We start from the raw sequence: 17652 nt of genomic DNA on the forward strand, positions 1-17652 counted from the left end.
TGTCTTTTTTTGCGGATGATCGTCCTGTCCTTCGAAACCATCCTCGGCTCTTCGCGTACCTAAAGGTAGGAGGTGCTTTCATGATGAGGCTTTATTTCCGCGACAACTTCTTTTACGCAGGGCAAACGGATATTTTAAACGAGAGCAATGAACGCATCGGCGAGGTAGATTTACGCAGCGCGTTCGGCTCGTCACTAGGCGTATTCGACCAAACTGGTCAGCAGCGATATACAGGTAAGTTTCCTGTTTTTTCGAATAAGTGGGTTGTGAGTGATGGTTTTGAGGAAGAGCGTGGGGTGTTGAGGTACCGATTCTCTTTCTTTACCAAACGATATGAATATTACTCCCAGAACAAGGGGGTTTTTGAAATTACTTCACCGGCATTTTCCCGTGAGTACGAAGTGCGTAGTGAAGATGGGCGGCTCGCGGCGACCTTCGAGAAAGTGAATGGCTGGTTCTCCGCATCGGCTTATTGCTTGGAGAACTTCACAGATGAGCTTGACAGCTTCGAATGGGTTGCCGTGATTCTGGGTATGCACGAAATTCAAAAAAGGCACAACAGTGCCAATTAAGGCAGCCGATCTGAAAAGGGAGGAGAATTCGCATGCGTGAGCTCGTTGGGTCGTGCAAGTGCTGCGGTAAGGCCATCTACTGCGATCATGGATTTCTAAATGGTATGGTCATGGAGGACCGAACGCTGCTCTGTTTCGATTGTTTCAACCAAGAGGATGACGCGGAGTCATCCTAAAGCTGCTAGACGTGTGAGATTTAATGCCAAAATTGCTTGCGGAAGCGAAGTGGGGATACCCCGACTTTCTTTTGAAAACAGCTGGTGAAGTAAGGTGCGTAAGAGAATCCGATATGCTCGGAGATTTGTGAAATCGGCCAAGAGGTATTAATCAGCAGCAGCTTGGCCTGTTCGATCCGGTACCCAAGTAAATATTCCAAGGGAGTGCAGCCGTAAACCTCCTTCATACAGCGCACGATGTAATTGACATGAAAGTGTAAGGAGTCAGCTAGTGCTTCGTTCGTGATATGCTCTTGGAAATGCTGCTTTAGATAGGCTTCCGTTGTTTCCGCCAAGTGACGAACAGTTGGAGAGTGTTGCGCGTTGTCTTCCTGCTCCAGCATCCTCAGCAGCTCTGTAAAGAGCGTCTGCTCCTGCCAAAAAGAGCTGGAACGATGACCAAGAGAATGCTCAAGCAGCTGATCGAAAATTCGGTAAGCAGCTGCGCTCTGCCCGATAAGAGCAAATTGCGGCACACACAGCTTGTAAGTGTTGGTAAAAGGCTGCCCGCTTGATGGGAAAGCTGCGGCGGCCTCAAGCTCCTCCAAGCTCCACCCCCCGCGGCATTCAAAATGAAGCCAATAAAAAATAGTTTCCTCTTCGCAAGGCTTCGTGGCGTAGTGATAGCCATCAGGGCTCAGCAGCAGGAGCTGACCTTCCCGCAGTGTCCAGGTCCGGTCGTTTTCCCCGATGTGAAGGGAGCCCTTCACCAGCAGCAGCAAATCGAACATTCCCAAATGACTGCGATTCGGATGCTGATCACCAGGTGTGTAGACCGCTTTGCCGGAGCCTAAATAATAAGGGAGCGGGGGGAGTTCTAGGGCGTAGCGCAGCTTTGCGGTCATTGAATTCGACCTCCTACAAACTTCATATATTTGTGTGAAATATTATAAAAATCCGTTCAATTTATTCGTTCTCCGTCTTCATTTTACGAGATATACTTGCAGAGGTGAAGGGGTTATTTTGATGTTTTGGAGGCGAATGAGTTGGAGAAAATTCGAATTAGGGACGATTTTTGGGATCGATATACGGCACTTGTGCGTGAGACTGTTATTCCTTATCAATGGGATGCTTTGAATGATCGGATCGAGGATGCTGCGCCCAGCTATGCCATTCGCAATTTTCGGATTGCCGCAGGACTGGAAAATGGAGAGTTTGGGGGCATGGTCTTTCAAGACAGTGACCTTGCAAAGTGGTTGGAGGCCGTAGGGTATTCGTTAGCGTCTCATCCTGATCCGAAGCTTGAGTGCATAGCGGACGAGGTCATTGATCTGGTTGCAATGGCTCAGCATGAGAACGGTTACATCAACACGTACTTTACCATCAAAGAGCCTGGAAACGAATGGACGAATTTGCATGACTGCCACGAGCTATACTGTGCAGGCCATATGATGGAAGCAGCTGTGGCTTATTATCAAGGAACCGGCAAAAGAAAGCTGCTGGAGGTCATGTGCAAATTCGCGGATCATATTGACACGATTTTCGGTACGGACGAAGGTAAGCTTCAGGGGTATTGCGGCCATCAAGAAATCGAACTGGCATTGGTGAAATTATTCGAAGTGACGGGCGAGTCCCGGTATTTGAAGCTCAGTCAATATTTTATTGATCAGAGGGGGCAGGAACCGAATTACTTGATCGCGGAGTGGGAACGCAGAGGACGCACCAGCTATTGGCAGGAGGGGGTGACTGCGAAGCCTGATCCTAGGTATAATCAGTCTCATTTGCCGGTTCGGGAGCAGCGGGAAGCTGTGGGTCATTCGGTCAGAGCGGTGTATATGTATACGGCGATGGCCGATCTTGCACGTTTGACTGGGGATGAAGGGCTGATTACCGCTTGCCGCAGCTTGTGGAACAATGTAACCAAAAAGCAGATGTATATCACGGGAGGAATCGGTTCAACGCATCACGGCGAGGCTTTTTCCTTCGATTATGACCTGCCGAACGATACAATCTATGCAGAAACCTGCGCATCCATCGGTTTAATCTTCTTTGCACAGAGGATGCTGCGTCTAGAGCGGAAGAGTGAATACGCCGATGTCATGGAGCGTGCGCTTTACAATAACGTGATCGGCAGCATGTCACAAGACGGCAAGCATTACTTCTATGTCAATCCGCTAGAAGTATGGCCGGAGGCCAGCCGAAATAATCCGGGCAAGCATCACGTCAAATCTGTTCGGCAAAAGTGGTTTGGCTGCTCCTGCTGCCCTCCCAACGTGGCAAGGCTGCTTAGTTCGCTAAACGATTACATCTATTTGGTGGATCAGTCTGAACGTACCGTGTACGTGAATTTATATATAGGAAGTGAAGCATCCTTCAAGCTGTCTGACGGGGGTTTTTCGATCAAGCAGCAATCGGCACTGCCATGGGATGGCATAGTAAGTTTTGACATCGAATCTGTACCTGTTGGCAGTGTCACTCTTGCACTTCGGCTGCCAAGTTGGTGCAGCGGGAAAGCGGAGCTTTCGCTTAACGGACAGCCGATTTCATATGAGATGAAGGACGGTTATGCCCAAATCACCAACGTTTGGCAGCAGGGTGATCATGTGGAATGGAACCTGCCTATGCAAGCTCAGTGGATCGCAGCGCATCCGTTCATCCGGGCCAATGCCGGCAAAGTAGCACTGCAGCGGGGACCGCTCGTTTACTGTCTGGAAGAGATTGATAACCTGAGTCCCTTATCTTCGCTTTCTGTTTCTCCGAGCGGTAAGCTTGTGGAACTTGATGACCGTGATCTGCTGAGCGGTGCGGTCGTCATTCAGGGAGAGGGCTTCGCTAGCTCGAGAGCAGATTGGGAAGAGGAGTTGTACCGGCCCTTGTCGGATTCAAATTCTGTGAAGCCAATGAACTGGAAGGCTGTTCCCTATTATTTATGGGGGAATAGAGGCGAAGGAGAAATGAGCGTCTGGTTAAGAAGAGCGGGAAATTGATCTCAATTGTACTGCAAAATAAGGGATATAAATAAGGAAAGTACAGTTACAACAGTTATATATTGTTGTGGCTGTACTTTTTTTTATTTGACATCGAAGAAGTCTGTTTATAAAAATTCACAAAAGGGTTGTGATTGTAACAAAATAGATTGTTTAGATTGTTTTCAAAAGGAATAAACGCATAAAATGTCGAAAAATAAAATATCAATTGTCGAATTACATCGAAAATAGGGGAATCTTGTAATTAAACTTATCCGATGAAGGATGTGTATTATGAAAGTAACATTATTTCGCTCCAATGCCGGGAAGCGAGCGGGCAGTGCCTTAATCGCGCTGCTACTGCCGGTGACAACAGCCTTCCCGCTAAGCATTTATGCGACGACACCAGCCCCCAATGAGATTCTTTCACCAGTAGCCAGCTTTACGGGGTGGTCACCAAGTTCGAGTCTTTCAGTAACAGGTGATTCTTTTTCGTTTGATGCAGGAGCCTATTATCCACAGCTAACAGGTGGACAGGTTAGCTTGACGGCTAGTACTGTCAGTCCATCCATCGCTGACGCTTCAACTAGTGGGAGTACAGTATCTGTCCAAGTAAAGTCTAACGGAACCACAACTGTGGGCATTACAGGAACGGATGCTACTGCGACACTTACGGATACTGTGGAAATGAAGTCTATACTACTGGGTGATACGACGGGAGACGGACTGATTACATCTGCTGATGTTCTCTACATTAACAAATTTGTCAGTACGAAACAGGATCCGTCGAGTCTTTCTCCTGAAAAGCGAAGACAAATGGACTTGAACGGCGATGGCAAAATTGACGCTACTGACTCAACCCTGCTGATGAAAAGTTATGTCAACAAAACACCGGTAACAGGCGGAGTGAAATTTCTCGTTTCTTTGTCTGACGTGAATGATCCTCCTATCGCAACCCAAACGGCCATTACTGGAACCGTCCAACCCGGACTTACTGTAACGGGGACGTACCGTTATCTTGATCCTGAGAATGATGGCGAGCAGGGAACCCAATTCCAATGGTATCGCGGTGCGCAAGCCGACGGCTCCGACAAGACGAAAGTCGATGGAGCTACTTCGATAACTTATCAGGTTCAGGCTGATGACATCGATAAATATCTATTCTTTGAGGTTACACCATCCGATAATAGAGGATCGAGCGGCACTCCAGTTATAGCGGCTACTAGCTCAACTGTACCGGATACAATTGCTCCTACGATTGCTTCGACTCAGCCTATGGATGATGCAACCGGAGTAAACCGTATAGCCGATCTTTCGCTTACCTTCTCCGAACCCGTACAAGCTGCTGCAGGCAAATCAATACGGATTTACCGTGCGGATAACAGCGTGTTGAAAACATACACCTCTAACGATACGAATGAAGTTGATATTCAAGGTGCTGTAGTCACATTAAAGAACCCTAATCTCGATGACGGCGCTGATTTTTATGTGGAGATCGACTCAGGAGCTTTTACAGATTTGGTTGGTAACCCATTTGCTGGAGTGAGCGGTAATACGACGTGGAATTTTACTACGCCGGACACGATCTCCCCTGTTCTCCATACAACGTCTCCTGCTAATCAAGCTGTAGATGCGGGCAAGTCAGCGGATCTTACGCTAACGTTTAATGAAAATGTTGTCGCGGCTGCAGGCAAAAAGATTACGGTCTACGACAAAGCCGATGACAGCGTGAAATTCTCCTACGATGCAGATGATGTCTCTAATGTGACCGTCAATCATTCAATGGTGACAATCCATCACTCTGACCTTGACGAGACAGCCTCTTATTATGTAGGCATTGAAGCAGGAGCGTTCACTGACATAAGCGGTAATCCATATGTAGGAATTACGGGTAGCTCATCATGGTCATTCACAGTTCCGGATACTACAGCACCAACAATTAATTCGACACAGCCTGTGGATGATGCAATTAAAATTGATCTGGATGCTCCCATAACGGTTACCTTCGACGAGGCGATTCAAGCGGTTGCCGGTAAAACCATCAAACTGATGAAGGCTTCCGATGACAGCGTGTTGGAATCGTATGATGTGAATGATACAAGCAAGGTCACTATTAACGGTTCCTCCGTAAGCTTGGTGAATCCGGGGCTGAGCGGCGAAACCTCCTATTATTTGAAAATCGATGCGGATGCTTTTAAGGATATGGCTGGTAACTCCTTCGCAGGTATAACTGACAAGACGGCCTGGAGCTTTACAACCAAGGATGTTGCTCCGCCGATACTAAACAATGCGTCTCCAACCAACAATGCTCTGGATGGTGACATGGCTGCCAACCTAACATTAACCTTTAACGAGAGCGTTGCTGCTGCGTCAGGTAAAAAAGTAACAATCTATAACAAGGCTGACGACAGCATGGTGGCTTCTTACGACGCTGATGACACATCCAAAGTTACGCTGAACGGTTCGACTGTGACGATCATGAATTCCGGGCTTGAGGAAAAGTCTGCCTACTATGTAATTGTTGACGCCGGTGCTTTTACCGATCTGAGCGGAAATCCGTATGCGGGCTTAAGTGCTAAGACGGACTGGACATTTACAGTTGCTGACAAGACAGCTCCGATGATCGCATCCAGATTGCCAGTAGACGATGCAACCGGTGTAAATCGTACAGATGATCTTAAGATTACATTTAACGAACCCATTCAAGCGGTAAGTGGAAAGTCAATCAACATCTATCGCTCGGCGGATCATAGCATCTTGAAATCTTATACAGCAACCGATACGAGCCAGGTTGAAATCAACGGTCTGGAAGTAACACTGAAGAGCCCGAATTTGGATGATGGTGCAAGCTTCTACGTGTTAATTGATCAAGGTGCATTTAAAGATATGGCAGACAATGCATTTGCCGGAGTGAGCGATTCATCGACTTGGAATTTCTCAACTCCCGATACGGTAGCTCCGACGGTTGTGTCTACCTTGCCTGCTAACCTAGCGACTGGCGTTAATAGAACCGCTGACCTGAGCCTGACCTTTACGGAGCCTGTCCTTCCAGTGGATGGCAAAAAAGTGACGATCCGCAACACTGTAGATGATTCCGTATACGCAGAATATACCTTTGGAACAGATTTTGAGGTGTCTGTCAGCGATAACGTCCTGACCATTCAACATGGTGAATTTGATGGTTTACATCAATACTATGTGGAGATTGAAGCTGGAGCGTTGAAAGATGCATCGAATAATAGCTATGCGGGAATGTCCGGAAGCGCTGCTTGGGGCTTTGAGTCAAAGGATATAAGGGACCTTACGGTAACAACGGACAACCCTCTCTCTGAAAGCAATTTAGGCTCGGGCGCTACTTTGACGCTCTCACTCACCAACGACACCTTTAAAAATGTGGATTTATCCTCGAGCTTCACGCTTAACCATGCGCCGACGGGTACGAGTGTTACGGGAGCTGTCTATGTCGATGATCATACGGCTACTCTTACACTTGGCTACGATGGAACAGACTTCGATACGGATATTTCAGACTTTTCGGTAACTGCAAGTGGATCTGCTTTAACTAGCGGAAGGCAGCTCACGTCGTCAGTACTGCCGATTACAGCAGTAGTAGAAGTGCTTCCTCCAGTACTTGTGAGCACAATTCCTTTTAACAACGCCACAGGTGTCAGCAAATCGGCGAACCTGTCCGTTACGTTTGACCAAGATGTAACAGCTGTTGCAGGAAAAAATATTATTATTCACAGACCTGAGGACGACGGCGTGGTACAAACGATTTCCGTCACAGATACTTCCAAGGTAACGATTAGCGGAGGTGTGGTGACCATTCAGCATACGCCATTATCGGACAGCGGAAATTACTATGTAGAAATACAGGCAGGGGCATTCGTGAATTCGGACGGTTTGGGCAATGCGGCAATCGCAGATAAGACTTTATGGCACTTCACGACGCCTGCTTCACCGCCGGAGATGTTTTTCTCGGAATTTTTGCGCGGCTCCGGCAGCCACCAGGTTGCTATTGAATTGTATCGTCCCGGAGGATTGACGCCGAATCCGGCACCTTCTAAGGCGTACTCCGTATTCGCGTATCAGTATAATACAACAACGAACTCCATGGAGATTTCAGAAATCAAGATCAATGCGGAAGCGTGGACAGGTGTGCCGTTGATCATTATTGATGGAGCATTTTATGATTTTATGGATGTTACGACTGTCGCTAACTTTTCGGCAGGATATCAGTATTTTAATCAGGATGACGTCATTTACGATTGGGCACCGCGTGTTCTTAAAGCTCTGGTTTTGAAAGAAGGGAGCCAGGTGCTAGATGTCATCGGAGATCCGAACGCTACAGGCCCGGGAAGCTTCCTAGCATCTGGCGGAACACTCGTCCGTAAGCAAGGAATCGTTGGAGGCTCAACCGTGTATGATTCTTACCAATGGGACAAATATCCGGTGAATACGTTCACCAAAATTGGAAACCACACTCCGTAAGGAAGAAGAAGTTCCACCCTGTATTTCAAAATTAGAACGGAGGCTCTCCATGTTCATCTATAAGAAGTTGATTCGACCTTTACGGTGCCTGCCGGTCGTGCTGCTGACTCTTGCTGCAGTGGTTTCGTCCGGACCGACGGAGGTGTTGGCTGCTCCCGCCTCTCCCGTCCATGTTACGTTTGGCACGGTATCGGCAAAAAAAGGGGATCACATGAGGATCCCAGTTTCCATGAGTAAACCGCCCGCTGGCATTGGCTCTTACGGTATCCAAGTGGATTTTGATCCGACCAAATTTGAGGTAGTTAGCATAACGCCGAGCTATGGCAGTACCGACGCTACTACTTGTCATGAAGCGGATCAGGGCTGCTTTGCCTCTAACATTGATCAAACGAACGGCTGGATTCGAGCAATCTGGGCGGATGCGTCAGGAGGCGATAAGCCCTTAACTGAAGCTCAAGAGCTGTTCGTGATTGAGGCAATACCTAAACAAACAGGAGAAAATACATTTTCAGTGCAGGTAACCGATCCTGAGAATCTTAACTTCACCGACAAAGATATGCATGCTCTGCCTGTTGATGTTTCAGCGGGGAAAATTACCGCATCCAATCGTCCTTCAGCTACTCCTGTGGTCGCAACGGGTAGTGTGAATATTGTGGTCAATGGCCAGAAGCAAGAGAACTCGGCTACGATGACGAAAACGAAGGTGAACGATCGTACGGTTGTTTCTCTGAACGTCGATGAAGCCAAAGTGACACAGCAGCTCAACAACAAGCAATTGAAAACGCTGCTGCTCCCTGTGACAGAGGATAGTGATGAGGTTGTAGGGGAACTGAACGGCAAACTTGTGAAAACGATGGAAGGCCAGGAAGCTACACTGGAAATTCGGACTAACCGTGCATCGTATACCCTTCCTGCGGCCCAAATCAATATTGATAAAATCTCTTCAACCTTCGGCAAGGAAACGTCGCTCCAGGACATTAAAATTAACGTGTCGATTGCCGAGACGACGGAAGACAAGAAGAAGCAGGCTGAGTCTGCAGCTGCCGATGGCGGGATGAGTATATCGGTTCCTCCGGTCGATTTTACGGTGAAAGCCCAATACGGAGATCACACAGTAGATGTGGACCGATTCAACAGCTATGTGGAGCGTTCGATCGCGCTGCCTGATGGAGTCGACCCTTCCAAAATGACGACCGGTGTCGTCGTGGACGACAATGGATCGCTCACGCATATTCCGACGAAGATTACTCAAGTTGACGGCAAGTACTATGCGACAATAAACAGTTTAACGAACAGTACTTATACCGTCGTTTGGCACCCTAAGACTTTTGTAGACACGAAAAACTACTGGGCGGGCAAAGAAATCAACGACTTGGCATCAAGACTTGTTGTCCAGGGTGTAACGGGCGATTCGTTTGCGCCGGAGCGCGCCATTACCCGGGCTGAGTTTACAGCGATTGTTCTTCGATCACTCGGTCTTCATGAGGGTAAAGACAATACGGTGTTCAGCTTCAATGATGTTAAGGATAATGATTGGTATCGCCATGATGTGCAGACTGCGGCTTCCTATGGGTTGATCGGAGGATATGCGGATGGTTCCTTTCAACCTAATGCTTCTATTACGCGCGCGGAAGCAATGGTCATTCTAAGCCGGGCATCTGCGCTTGCTAAACTGGATACCGCTTCTTCCGGCGAAGTGGACCAGCTTCTCAGAACTTTCGAGGACAATGCCAGTGTTGGCGATTGGGCTCGCAGCGCAGTGGCCTCCGCGATTAAGCAGGGGATCACACAAGGTACAGGCGGCAAGCTGGAACCCGCACAACCCATTACCCGCGCACAGACGGCTGTTATGGTTAGAAGAATGCTAGTGAAAGCAGCATTAATTAATGAGTAATGATAGAGCCGCTTCGGCTAGTAGAGGATATTAACGAACAGGGTGTGTCTGAGCCAATTACGGCTGGGGCCCACCTTTTTTTATACAGGAAGTGTAGGTTTATCTCACAAGCTGAAGCTTACACGGGCACCAGTTAAGAGGGCGTTAAGTTTTGGTAAATGGCAAACCCTATTTTCATTCAGCGGGAGGTCTGGTATGTTTAATAGAGTGAATAGAATATAAGATTTGGAGTTGTCGGAATGAAGCATGAGGATACCAATCGTACATTAATCGTAGATGGAATGGCTTTGCTGTTTAGAGCCTTTTATGCACAATCTTATGGAGGGTACATACGCAAAACAAGCGACGGCACACCGACGAATGCGGTCTTTGGATTTCTTCATTATTTGTTTGACGCGGTCAAGCAGTTTCAGCCTTCACACCTGCTGTGCTGCTGGGATATGGGCAGCGCCACCTTTCGTAATGATATGTACGACCAGTACAAAGCAAACCGCGCTGAGGCTCCTGAGGAGCTAATTCCGCAATTTTCGCTAGTGAAGGAAGTTGTAGATGCAATGGGGATTCCTAACTTCGGCGTGCCGGGTTATGAAGCGGATGATTGTATCGGGACGATCGCCGGGCAGATTAGCTCGGAATCGGAAGTATTGATTTTGACCGGTGACCACGATATGCTTCAATTGATTACGGATCGGATATCCGTTGTCATTATGAAGAAAGGGAAGTCCAACTATCAAGTCTATACACCTGTGTCATTATGGGAAGAGAAGGAGCTGCACCCGCATCAGATTGTTGATGTGAAAGCCTTTATGGGCGATACGGCAGATAATTACCCCGGCGTCAAGGGGATCGGAGAGAAGACAGCACACAAGCTGGTGAAAGAGTTTGGCTCTGTGCAAGGAGTCTTGGACAACCTGGAGCAGCTTTCCGCCAGTATGAGGTCGAAGATTGAGAATGAGAAGGACATGCTCGACTTGTCGCAGAAGCTGGCAACCATCAAGGTTGATGTGCCGGTAGCCTGTGCACTGGAACAATGCTTATATCAAATTGACCGGGGCGCTGCGGTTCGCAAGTTCGAAGAGCTGGAATTCAGCACACTGGTCAAATTAATCGGGTAACGGGGGAACGCATACATGTCTCGCAAGTGGGAAAGAATGGTCAGCCAAAACACAAAAAAAGCAAATAAGCTCAGAACTAAGCAAGGCAAGTCTTTGATCTCTGAGGCGGATAAGCCGCTCATGATGAAAGGACGGAGCCTGCTGCTGCCCTTGCTGTTTATTATTGTATTCATCTTCCTGTTAGCTACCTACACCAAGGCTGATCAAAGCGGTATGTACATCTTTACCATATGCGGTTATTTGTTAATTGCGCTTCTGATGTTTTTCGTTCGCCGGCCTTATCTGAAGATCGGTAAGAACACCTTGGCCAAAAGGGGCTACTCTCGAGAGCTGACTCTTGAAGCTGCGAATATTAAGCAAATCGTGTATAAGACTGGTGTTATTGTCATTGAACTGGATAACAAAACCAACTGGGTGTATTCCAAGCGTTTGAATTGGTTTGATGTTGCAGCCATTGCGGAGCAATTGAAGCGCTTTGCAGACATGAATCAAGTTGTATTTTCCGATCAGACACAGCAAGTTTCATAATTGAATCGAAAAAGGATAACCTAATGCATAGCAGGATGAGGTTATCCTTTTTTTGTCAACCGAATGAACTCATACCCATCAATAAAAAGTAAAAATATGAATAGTTTTGGTTGAAAATAAGAATACATGATGAGAAATCTTGCTTAACTTGCGATAAAATAAAACGCATAACAGTTCTAGCAAACGCTTACTCCGCATGCATGTATCACGATATATTCAGGAGATTACGAAGGAGGAAATGTAAATGAATCAATTGTTGGAAGCAGTAAAATCGGGAAGTCTTTCTTCCTTTTCATCGCAGTCTGTGAAGGTATACCCGCAATCCTTAACTACCCATGAAGGCACCACGCTTGTGATGGTAAAGACGGACGCAGGCAAACGCATCGTGGCAACCGGAGCTGGTGAGCTGTTCGATCAATTAAACGGAGAATCCATCGATGGCGGAAAGGTATGTAAGCTGACACATGCTAACCGTCTCGTATTGAACGCTTTCTTGCCATACACAGCCCCTCAAGCATTTGGTACCCAAGTTGCCACAATGGGCCTTGGAGATCGCCTGGGTATCGCGAGTCCCGGTCATATTCAAGTTATTCGAGGCAAAGACGTTAAACCGGTTCTTGCCCAGCAAAGTATCCGAGAGCTTAACCTGACGGGCCGCACTTACGAGGACGTACTGGATGCAGCTTGCTATGCTGTGTTTCAAGAAGGATACCGCGACGGCTTCGGCGCTGACGGCGACCATCTGAAAAAAGAAGAAGACATCGAGTACGCGCTGCGCCTTGGCTTTACTATGCTTACACTCGATTGCTCGGAGAATATCGACAACACCGTGGATTCCTTGTCCGGCGAAGAAGTGGCTGCTAAATACGCACAGCTGCCTGAAGAAGTACGCAGCCGCTACGAGGCGCGCTATCTGGAGCAGGAGGCTAACGTATCCGGGGCAAGCCTTAGCTTCACCCGCGAATCCTTGATGAAGGATGTGCTCATCTATGGGGAAGCGGTTAACTTCATGGAGAGCATCTACTATAAATACATTGCAACCTTGGAGCGCGCGGTTGATTTTGAAATCTCCATTGACGAGACAGCTACATCAACTTCGCCGGAAGCTCACTATCTCGTAGCGAACGAGCTGCGCGAGCGCGGCGTGAAGATTTTCAGCATGGCTCCAAGATTCTGCGGCGAGTTCCAAAAAGGTATCGACTACATCGGAGACATTGTGCAGTTTGAAAAAGAGCTTGCTGCTCATGCTGCGATTGCCGTACATTTCGGCTATAAGCTGAGCATCCACTCCGGCAGCGACAAGTTCAGCGTTTTCCCGCTGATCGGCCAATACACGAAGGGCTTGTTCCATTTGAAAACAGCTGGCACCAACTGGCTTGAGGCTGTGCGTGTGGTAGCAAAAGTCAATCCAGGTCTATACCGCCGGATGCATCAATATGCGTTGGAGCACTTTGAAGAAGCGACGGCTTACTATCACGTGACAACGGATATTCAGGCGATTGCACCTCTTGATCAGACCTCCGATGCGGAGCTGCCTGCTTACATGAACGAAGATAATGCTCGTCAATTATTGCACATTACCTACGGTATTCTGTTACAAGCGAAGAACGAGGATGGTAGCAAAAAGTTCGCGGACGAGTTCTTTAAGACGCTTTCGGAGCAGGAAGATGTATTTAGTGAAGGCCTTAAGCAACACATTGGTAAGCATTTGGAGCTTCTGGGCAAATAAACTACGGAGCCTACTAATCGTCAAAAGCAACAGAAAGAAGCCGGTCCCACATAGGGATCGGCTTCTTTCGCGCCCGCGCTCGCACTTACATGTTGCAGCCTGCGGCTCAATACGACAGGTGCCTGTAAGCGCTGGGCGACATACTTGTCCAACGCTTGAATTGCTTGCTGAACTGGGATAAATCTTTATAGCCTAGCTGCTCGGCGATTTGCTCAATGGTCAGGGCAGGGTCCATCAGCAGGAGCTTCGCGCGGCGCAGCTTGATCATGCTGAGGTACTGCCTAGGCGAAATGCCATAGGCTTTGTGAAACACACGGTTGCAGTGAGTGGTACTGTACCCGAGCTGCTCGGCAATCTGCTCGATTCGGAACGTTTCCAAATCGGTGGTATCCGCGCTCCCTTCCTCAGCCCACACCTGCTCGATGCAGGCTGCAAGCTGAGCGGCCAGCTCGGTTGTTCCTGCATGGCTTGAAGCTTGACGCTGTTCGGAACGAAGCAGCAGCTCGCTCAAGGCGCTGAACAAGCGGAATGAAGCGTGCAGTGTAAGCAGCTTCAGGTTTCCGGCTGCCGAGTCGCCTTCTTTGGCAGCTTCAGCAACGTCGTCCAGAATGGGCCTTACCGCTCGTTCCAGATCCGAGCCTGCTATATAGAGGCTCCTGTCAAATTGATTGAACTGGCCGCGAAGCCAGGGATCATCCACCTCAAAATGCAGACACACATATTCCATCGTATGACTGTCAGCCGCACCCAGGCTGGCATGTTTTTGATTCGGGAGAATCCACATGAGGTCCCCTGTTTTTTGTTTATAATCTTTGCCTTCTACACGCATATGCTGCGCGCCTTGCAGCACGAGATTGATTTCATATAAAGCATGCTTATGCTCTGGAAATGACCATTTTGCACTAACCTTGCGGCGGTGAGCAGCAAACAGTCGAAACGATACGTGAAGATCAGGCAGAATGGTTCCGCTCACACTATGTTCAAGTCCCGAAGGAAGTTGTTCGATTCGCAACGTTGCTCGCTCCTTTCTCCCAACTATTATACCATGTCCCCTGATTCTTGGGGAAAAGCATCTTTTGCACAAATGGAGTGCAGGTTTGCCCATGGGATGAAGCAAGCGGTGATCGTATGATTAGGACAAGATACTTGTGCAATCATCCAAGCTGCGATTCAATGAAGCATGCAGGATGATGGAAGGGAGCAAGAACGATGCCAGCCAATCAATTTTTCAATGCGCATCATTCGCCGATCGGCGCATTTGCAAGCTTTACACTGGGCTTCCCCGGCAAAAGCGGAGGCTTTGATTTGGAACAAGCTCGCCCGCCTGGACAAAACATTTATATCGGCTTGGAGAGCAAAGCAGGAGGGTCTTACGATACGTTACCGTTCTTCGAAGCTGTTGGGGACGAGAGTGCCCGATACGACATCGAGAACCCGGATCCGAACCCGAATAAACCTAAAATTATCTTTCCGATTTCCAAAGATAGCATCGAGCGAGATTTTCACGTAGGTACAGATACATGGCGTGCTGGAGACCTAGAGTTTTGTTTGCTTTCTCCTGTGCAAGCGGTTCCAGATCCGGCTCAAGCCAACGATGACGAGCTTCGCCTTGCATTAGTGCCTGCCGTACTCGCTGAGCTGACTGTCGATAACACACAAGGAACTGCCTCCAGAAGGGCATTTTTCGGCTACCAGGGTTCTGACCCGTACAGCTCCATGCGCAGATTGGATGATACATGTGACGGGATCGCCGGGGTAGGACAAGGCCGCATTACAGCACTCGTGTCCAAAGATGAAGGAGTCCGCTCAGCGCTGCATTTCAGCATCGAGGACATTTTGTCCGTCCATCCGGCAGAAAATCTCACGTTTGGCTTAGGCACGGTAGGCGCCCTCTTCATGGACACACCAGCCGGGGAAAAAAGAACGTATCGGTTCGCCATATGCTTCCATCGCTCCGGCATCGTTACTGCGGGCCACGACGCCTCCTATACGTATGCCCGTCTGTTTAAGAACATCGAAGCTGTTGCCGGCTACGCGCTGGACAATTTTGAGCAGCTTGCAGCCGTGGCTGTCGCTTCCAATGACAAAATCGATTCATCGGGGCTGTCGGACGATCAGAAGTTTATGCTGTCTCATGCGATTCGCAGCTATTACGGAAATACCCAACTCCTTGACATGGACGGCGAGCCGTTCTGGATTGTCAATGAAGGTGAATATCGCATGATGAACACGTTTGACTTAACGGTTGACCAATTGTTTTATGAGCTGGAGATGAATCCATGGACGGTCAAAAATGAACTCGATATGTTCTCCAAACGCTTCAGCTACGAAGACCGCGTGTGCTTCCCTGGCGATCCGACTGAATATCCGGGCGGCATTAGCTTTACCCACGATATGGGGGTCGCTAATACAATCTCCAGACCGCACTATTCCTCCTATGAGCTGTACGGCTTGGACGGATGCTTCTCTCACATGACCCATGAGCAGCTGGTGAACTGGATTTTGTGCGGGGCGGTTTATGTAACACATACCAACGATCAGGAGTGGCTGCAAAACAATCTGTCGCAGTTTGATGCCTGCCTGCAAAGCATGCTGAACCGCGATAACCCGAATCTTGAGTTGCGCAACGGTATCATGGCGCTAGACAGCACGCGCACGATGGGCGGAGCGGAAATTACGACGTATGACAGCCTCGATGTATCTTTGGGCCAGTCCCGCAACAATATATATATGGCGGGGAAATGCTGGGCGTCGTATGTGGCGCTAGAAAAGATTTTTGCGGAAAACGGCCGCAGCGACCTTGCGGAAATTGCAAGCGAACAGGCACTGAAGTGTGCAACAACGCTAGTGGGCTTCGTCACCGAGCAAGGCTATATCCCTGCGGTAGTAGGCGAGGGCAATGATTCCAAAATTATTCCAGCTATTGAAGGTCTGGTATTCCCGTACTTTACGGGCTGTAGTGATGCGCTAGACATCAATGGACGTTACGGTTTTTACATCCAAGCGCTTAAAAAGCATCTGGATACTGTGCTTGTTCCTGAGGTTTGCCTGTTCCCTGACGGCGGTTGGAAGCTTTCCTCGACAAGCAACAATTCCTGGTTGAGTAAAATTTATCTGTGCCAATTCGTAGCACGTCAAATTCTTGGACTACCGTGGGAGGAGCAAGGTGCAGCTGCAGATGCTGCGCATGTACAATGGCTCACGCATCCAACTCTATCCATGTGGAGCTGGAGCGACCAAATCATTTCCGGGGAAATTCAAGGCAGCAAGTATTATCCGCGCGGCGTCACGGGAATCCTGTGGCTGCAGGAGGATCGCTACGCTAAGACGTCCAACTAACCCTAACATCAAAAGAACCCAGTCGAGTTTCGACTGGGCTCTTTTGCTATCTATTAAGCTGGATTGATCACGAACTTAGATAGCTTTTTCAAAATCGTTGCACTGATTGCTGCGCTTCTTCGATCGCTATTCGTCCGCAGATTCATCGTGCGTTTCATGATCACCGGGAAAATTCCGCTGCATACCTTCGTGCAGCTCCCGATTTTCGTAAGAGAATCGATTCGGGGGCCGTTGATCCTCCCGCCAAGGTGTGCTTTTGCCGAGTGATTCGGTCGGTAAGCTGGTTCCGTAAGGACCCTCCGGGAATTCCTCCGCAATCAGATCATTACGCTGCGATTCTACAGTGGCGAGGTCTGTATATTCATCCCGATATTCATGAATAAAGCCATCTGGCTGTTTGTTCGTTTGCTCCTCGAAATCTTTGCTCATGGAATAAGCCTCCTGTCTCAGGTGAGTAGGTTTACGCTTCTTCCAGTTTTCCCTGTGATTTCTTTAAATATCCGTGAAATGAATGGAGCCTATGACTTCGCTCAAGAAAGAGCGTAGCTCTTCTGCTTCTTCTTCCCCGATCTTGTAGGCATACTCCAGGTATCCTTCTTCTGCTAAATCATCCGGACCGATTACAGCGCTTCTGCCTGTTTGCAGGTCAATCACCATTTTCTTACCGTAGAATCGGGTTGTTGTCATTAGCGCCAGATCAAATCTGTGCATGGATTCTCCAATAAAGCAGACAAAGCGTGTCGTTGTTTCTTCTCTATGGTCATACAAAAAATCAAATTCAGACATGGTACTCCTCCATCCACTTTCTGTTGTAACCCTGATTATACCTGAAACCGGGCCCGAACAAAACTAGGCTTGCGCCT

At 48.4% G+C, this 17652-nt stretch carries 13 protein-coding genes; 9 read left to right on the plus strand and 4 right to left on the minus strand.

The features are described from left to right. Positions 1 to 80: 80 nt before the first annotated feature. Both L0M14_RS04865 and L0M14_RS04870 read left to right on the plus strand, forming a co-directional pair. Positions 81 to 572, plus strand: coding sequence for a hypothetical protein (locus L0M14_RS04865; protein WP_235121092.1), 492 nt, complete (start codon positions 81 to 83; stop codon positions 570 to 572). Positions 573 to 604: 32 nt separating this feature from the next. After that, positions 605 to 748: a hypothetical protein gene (locus L0M14_RS04870; protein WP_235121093.1), complete on the plus strand. Its 144-nt coding sequence runs from the start codon at positions 605 to 607 to the stop codon at positions 746 to 748. A gap of 20 nt (positions 749 to 768) precedes the next feature. On the opposite strand, the gene L0M14_RS04875 is transcribed toward L0M14_RS04870, so the two are convergent. Beyond that, the gene (locus tag L0M14_RS04875) at positions 769 to 1632 is read right to left on the minus strand and encodes a helix-turn-helix transcriptional regulator (protein ID WP_235121094.1); all 864 of its coding nucleotides are present in this window, start codon (positions 1630 to 1632) and stop codon (positions 769 to 771) included. A gap of 141 nt (positions 1633 to 1773) precedes the next feature. Here L0M14_RS04875 and L0M14_RS04880 point away from each other — a divergent pair, with 141 nt between their 5' ends. The 6 genes from L0M14_RS04880 (at position 1774) to L0M14_RS04905 (ending at position 13450) form a co-directional block, all read left to right on the plus strand. Beyond that, a complete protein-coding gene (locus tag L0M14_RS04880; RefSeq protein ID WP_235121095.1) occupies positions 1774 to 3714 on the plus strand; it encodes a glycoside hydrolase family 127 protein in 1941 nt (646 codons plus the stop codon). A gap of 273 nt (positions 3715 to 3987) precedes the next feature. Beyond that, positions 3988 to 8184: an Ig-like domain-containing protein gene (locus L0M14_RS04885; RefSeq protein ID WP_235121096.1), complete on the plus strand. Its 4197-nt coding sequence runs from the start codon at positions 3988 to 3990 to the stop codon at positions 8182 to 8184. A gap of 49 nt (positions 8185 to 8233) precedes the next feature. After that, positions 8234 to 10078 carry an S-layer homology domain-containing protein gene (locus L0M14_RS04890; RefSeq protein WP_235121097.1) on the plus strand — a complete coding sequence of 615 codons (1845 nt, stop codon included), beginning with the start codon at positions 8234 to 8236 and terminating at the stop codon, positions 10076 to 10078. A 239-nt stretch (positions 10079 to 10317) separates the two neighbouring features. Then, positions 10318 to 11193 (plus strand): 5'-3' exonuclease, encoded by an 876-nt coding sequence (locus tag L0M14_RS04895; protein WP_235121098.1) that lies wholly within the window; start codon positions 10318 to 10320, stop codon positions 11191 to 11193. Between the two features lie 15 nt (positions 11194 to 11208). Beyond that, on the plus strand, positions 11209 to 11721 hold the full coding sequence (locus L0M14_RS04900) for a hypothetical protein (protein ID WP_235121099.1): 513 nt from the start codon (positions 11209 to 11211) through the stop codon (positions 11719 to 11721). A gap of 244 nt (positions 11722 to 11965) precedes the next feature. Continuing rightward, on the plus strand, positions 11966 to 13450 hold the full coding sequence (locus L0M14_RS04905) for a tagaturonate epimerase family protein (RefSeq protein WP_235121100.1): 1485 nt from the start codon (positions 11966 to 11968) through the stop codon (positions 13448 to 13450). Positions 13451 to 13556: 106 nt separating this feature from the next. Here L0M14_RS04905 and L0M14_RS04910 read toward each other — a convergent pair whose 3' ends face one another. Continuing rightward, positions 13557 to 14462, minus strand: a complete 906-nt coding sequence (locus L0M14_RS04910; protein WP_235121101.1) for an AraC family transcriptional regulator — start codon at positions 14460 to 14462, stop codon at positions 13557 to 13559. 197 nt (positions 14463 to 14659) lie between these two features. Between L0M14_RS04910 and L0M14_RS04915 the strand changes: the two genes are divergently transcribed. Then, the gene (locus L0M14_RS04915) at positions 14660 to 16789 is read left to right on the plus strand and encodes a glycoside hydrolase family 52 protein (RefSeq protein WP_235121102.1); all 2130 of its coding nucleotides are present in this window, start codon (positions 14660 to 14662) and stop codon (positions 16787 to 16789) included. A gap of 126 nt (positions 16790 to 16915) precedes the next feature. Here L0M14_RS04915 and L0M14_RS04920 read toward each other — a convergent pair whose 3' ends face one another. Together L0M14_RS04920 and L0M14_RS04925 are read right to left on the minus strand one after the other, a co-directional pair. After that, on the minus strand, positions 16916 to 17218 hold the full coding sequence (locus tag L0M14_RS04920) for a hypothetical protein (protein WP_235121103.1): 303 nt from the start codon (positions 17216 to 17218) through the stop codon (positions 16916 to 16918). Positions 17219 to 17281: 63 nt separating this feature from the next. Continuing rightward, entirely contained in the window at positions 17282 to 17575 is a 294-nt protein-coding gene (locus L0M14_RS04925) for a DUF3055 domain-containing protein (protein ID WP_235121104.1), read from the minus strand. Positions 17576 to 17652 lie beyond the last annotated feature (77 nt).

It is taken from the genome of Paenibacillus hexagrammi (assembly GCF_021513275.1).
GTDB classification, from domain to species: domain Bacteria; phylum Bacillota; class Bacilli; order Paenibacillales; family NBRC-103111; genus Paenibacillus_E; species Paenibacillus_E hexagrammi.

Excerpts from the sequence above, each read along its gene's own strand:
- L0M14_RS04865 (WP_235121092.1), top strand. The coding sequence starts at position 81 with ATGATGAGGCTTTATTTCCGCGACAACTTCTTTTACGCAGGGCAAACG.
- L0M14_RS04895 (WP_235121098.1), top strand. The coding sequence starts at position 10,318 with ATGAAGCATGAGGATACCAATCGTACATTAATCGTAGATGGAATGGCT.
- L0M14_RS04920 (WP_235121103.1), bottom strand. The coding sequence starts at position 17,218 with ATGAGCAAAGATTTCGAGGAGCAAACGAACAAACAGCCAGATGGCTTT.
- L0M14_RS04890 (WP_235121097.1), top strand. The coding sequence starts at position 8,234 with ATGTTCATCTATAAGAAGTTGATTCGACCTTTACGGTGCCTGCCGGTC.
- L0M14_RS04870 (WP_235121093.1), top strand. The coding sequence starts at position 605 with ATGCGTGAGCTCGTTGGGTCGTGCAAGTGCTGCGGTAAGGCCATCTAC.
- L0M14_RS04905 (WP_235121100.1), top strand. The coding sequence starts at position 11,966 with ATGAATCAATTGTTGGAAGCAGTAAAATCGGGAAGTCTTTCTTCCTTT.
- L0M14_RS04885 (WP_235121096.1), top strand. The coding sequence starts at position 3,988 with ATGAAAGTAACATTATTTCGCTCCAATGCCGGGAAGCGAGCGGGCAGT.
- L0M14_RS04925 (WP_235121104.1), bottom strand. The coding sequence starts at position 17,575 with ATGTCTGAATTTGATTTTTTGTATGACCATAGAGAAGAAACAACGACA.
- L0M14_RS04900 (WP_235121099.1), top strand. The coding sequence starts at position 11,209 with ATGTCTCGCAAGTGGGAAAGAATGGTCAGCCAAAACACAAAAAAAGCA.
- L0M14_RS04915 (WP_235121102.1), top strand. The coding sequence starts at position 14,660 with ATGCCAGCCAATCAATTTTTCAATGCGCATCATTCGCCGATCGGCGCA.
- L0M14_RS04875 (WP_235121094.1), bottom strand. The coding sequence starts at position 1,632 with ATGACCGCAAAGCTGCGCTACGCCCTAGAACTCCCCCCGCTCCCTTAT.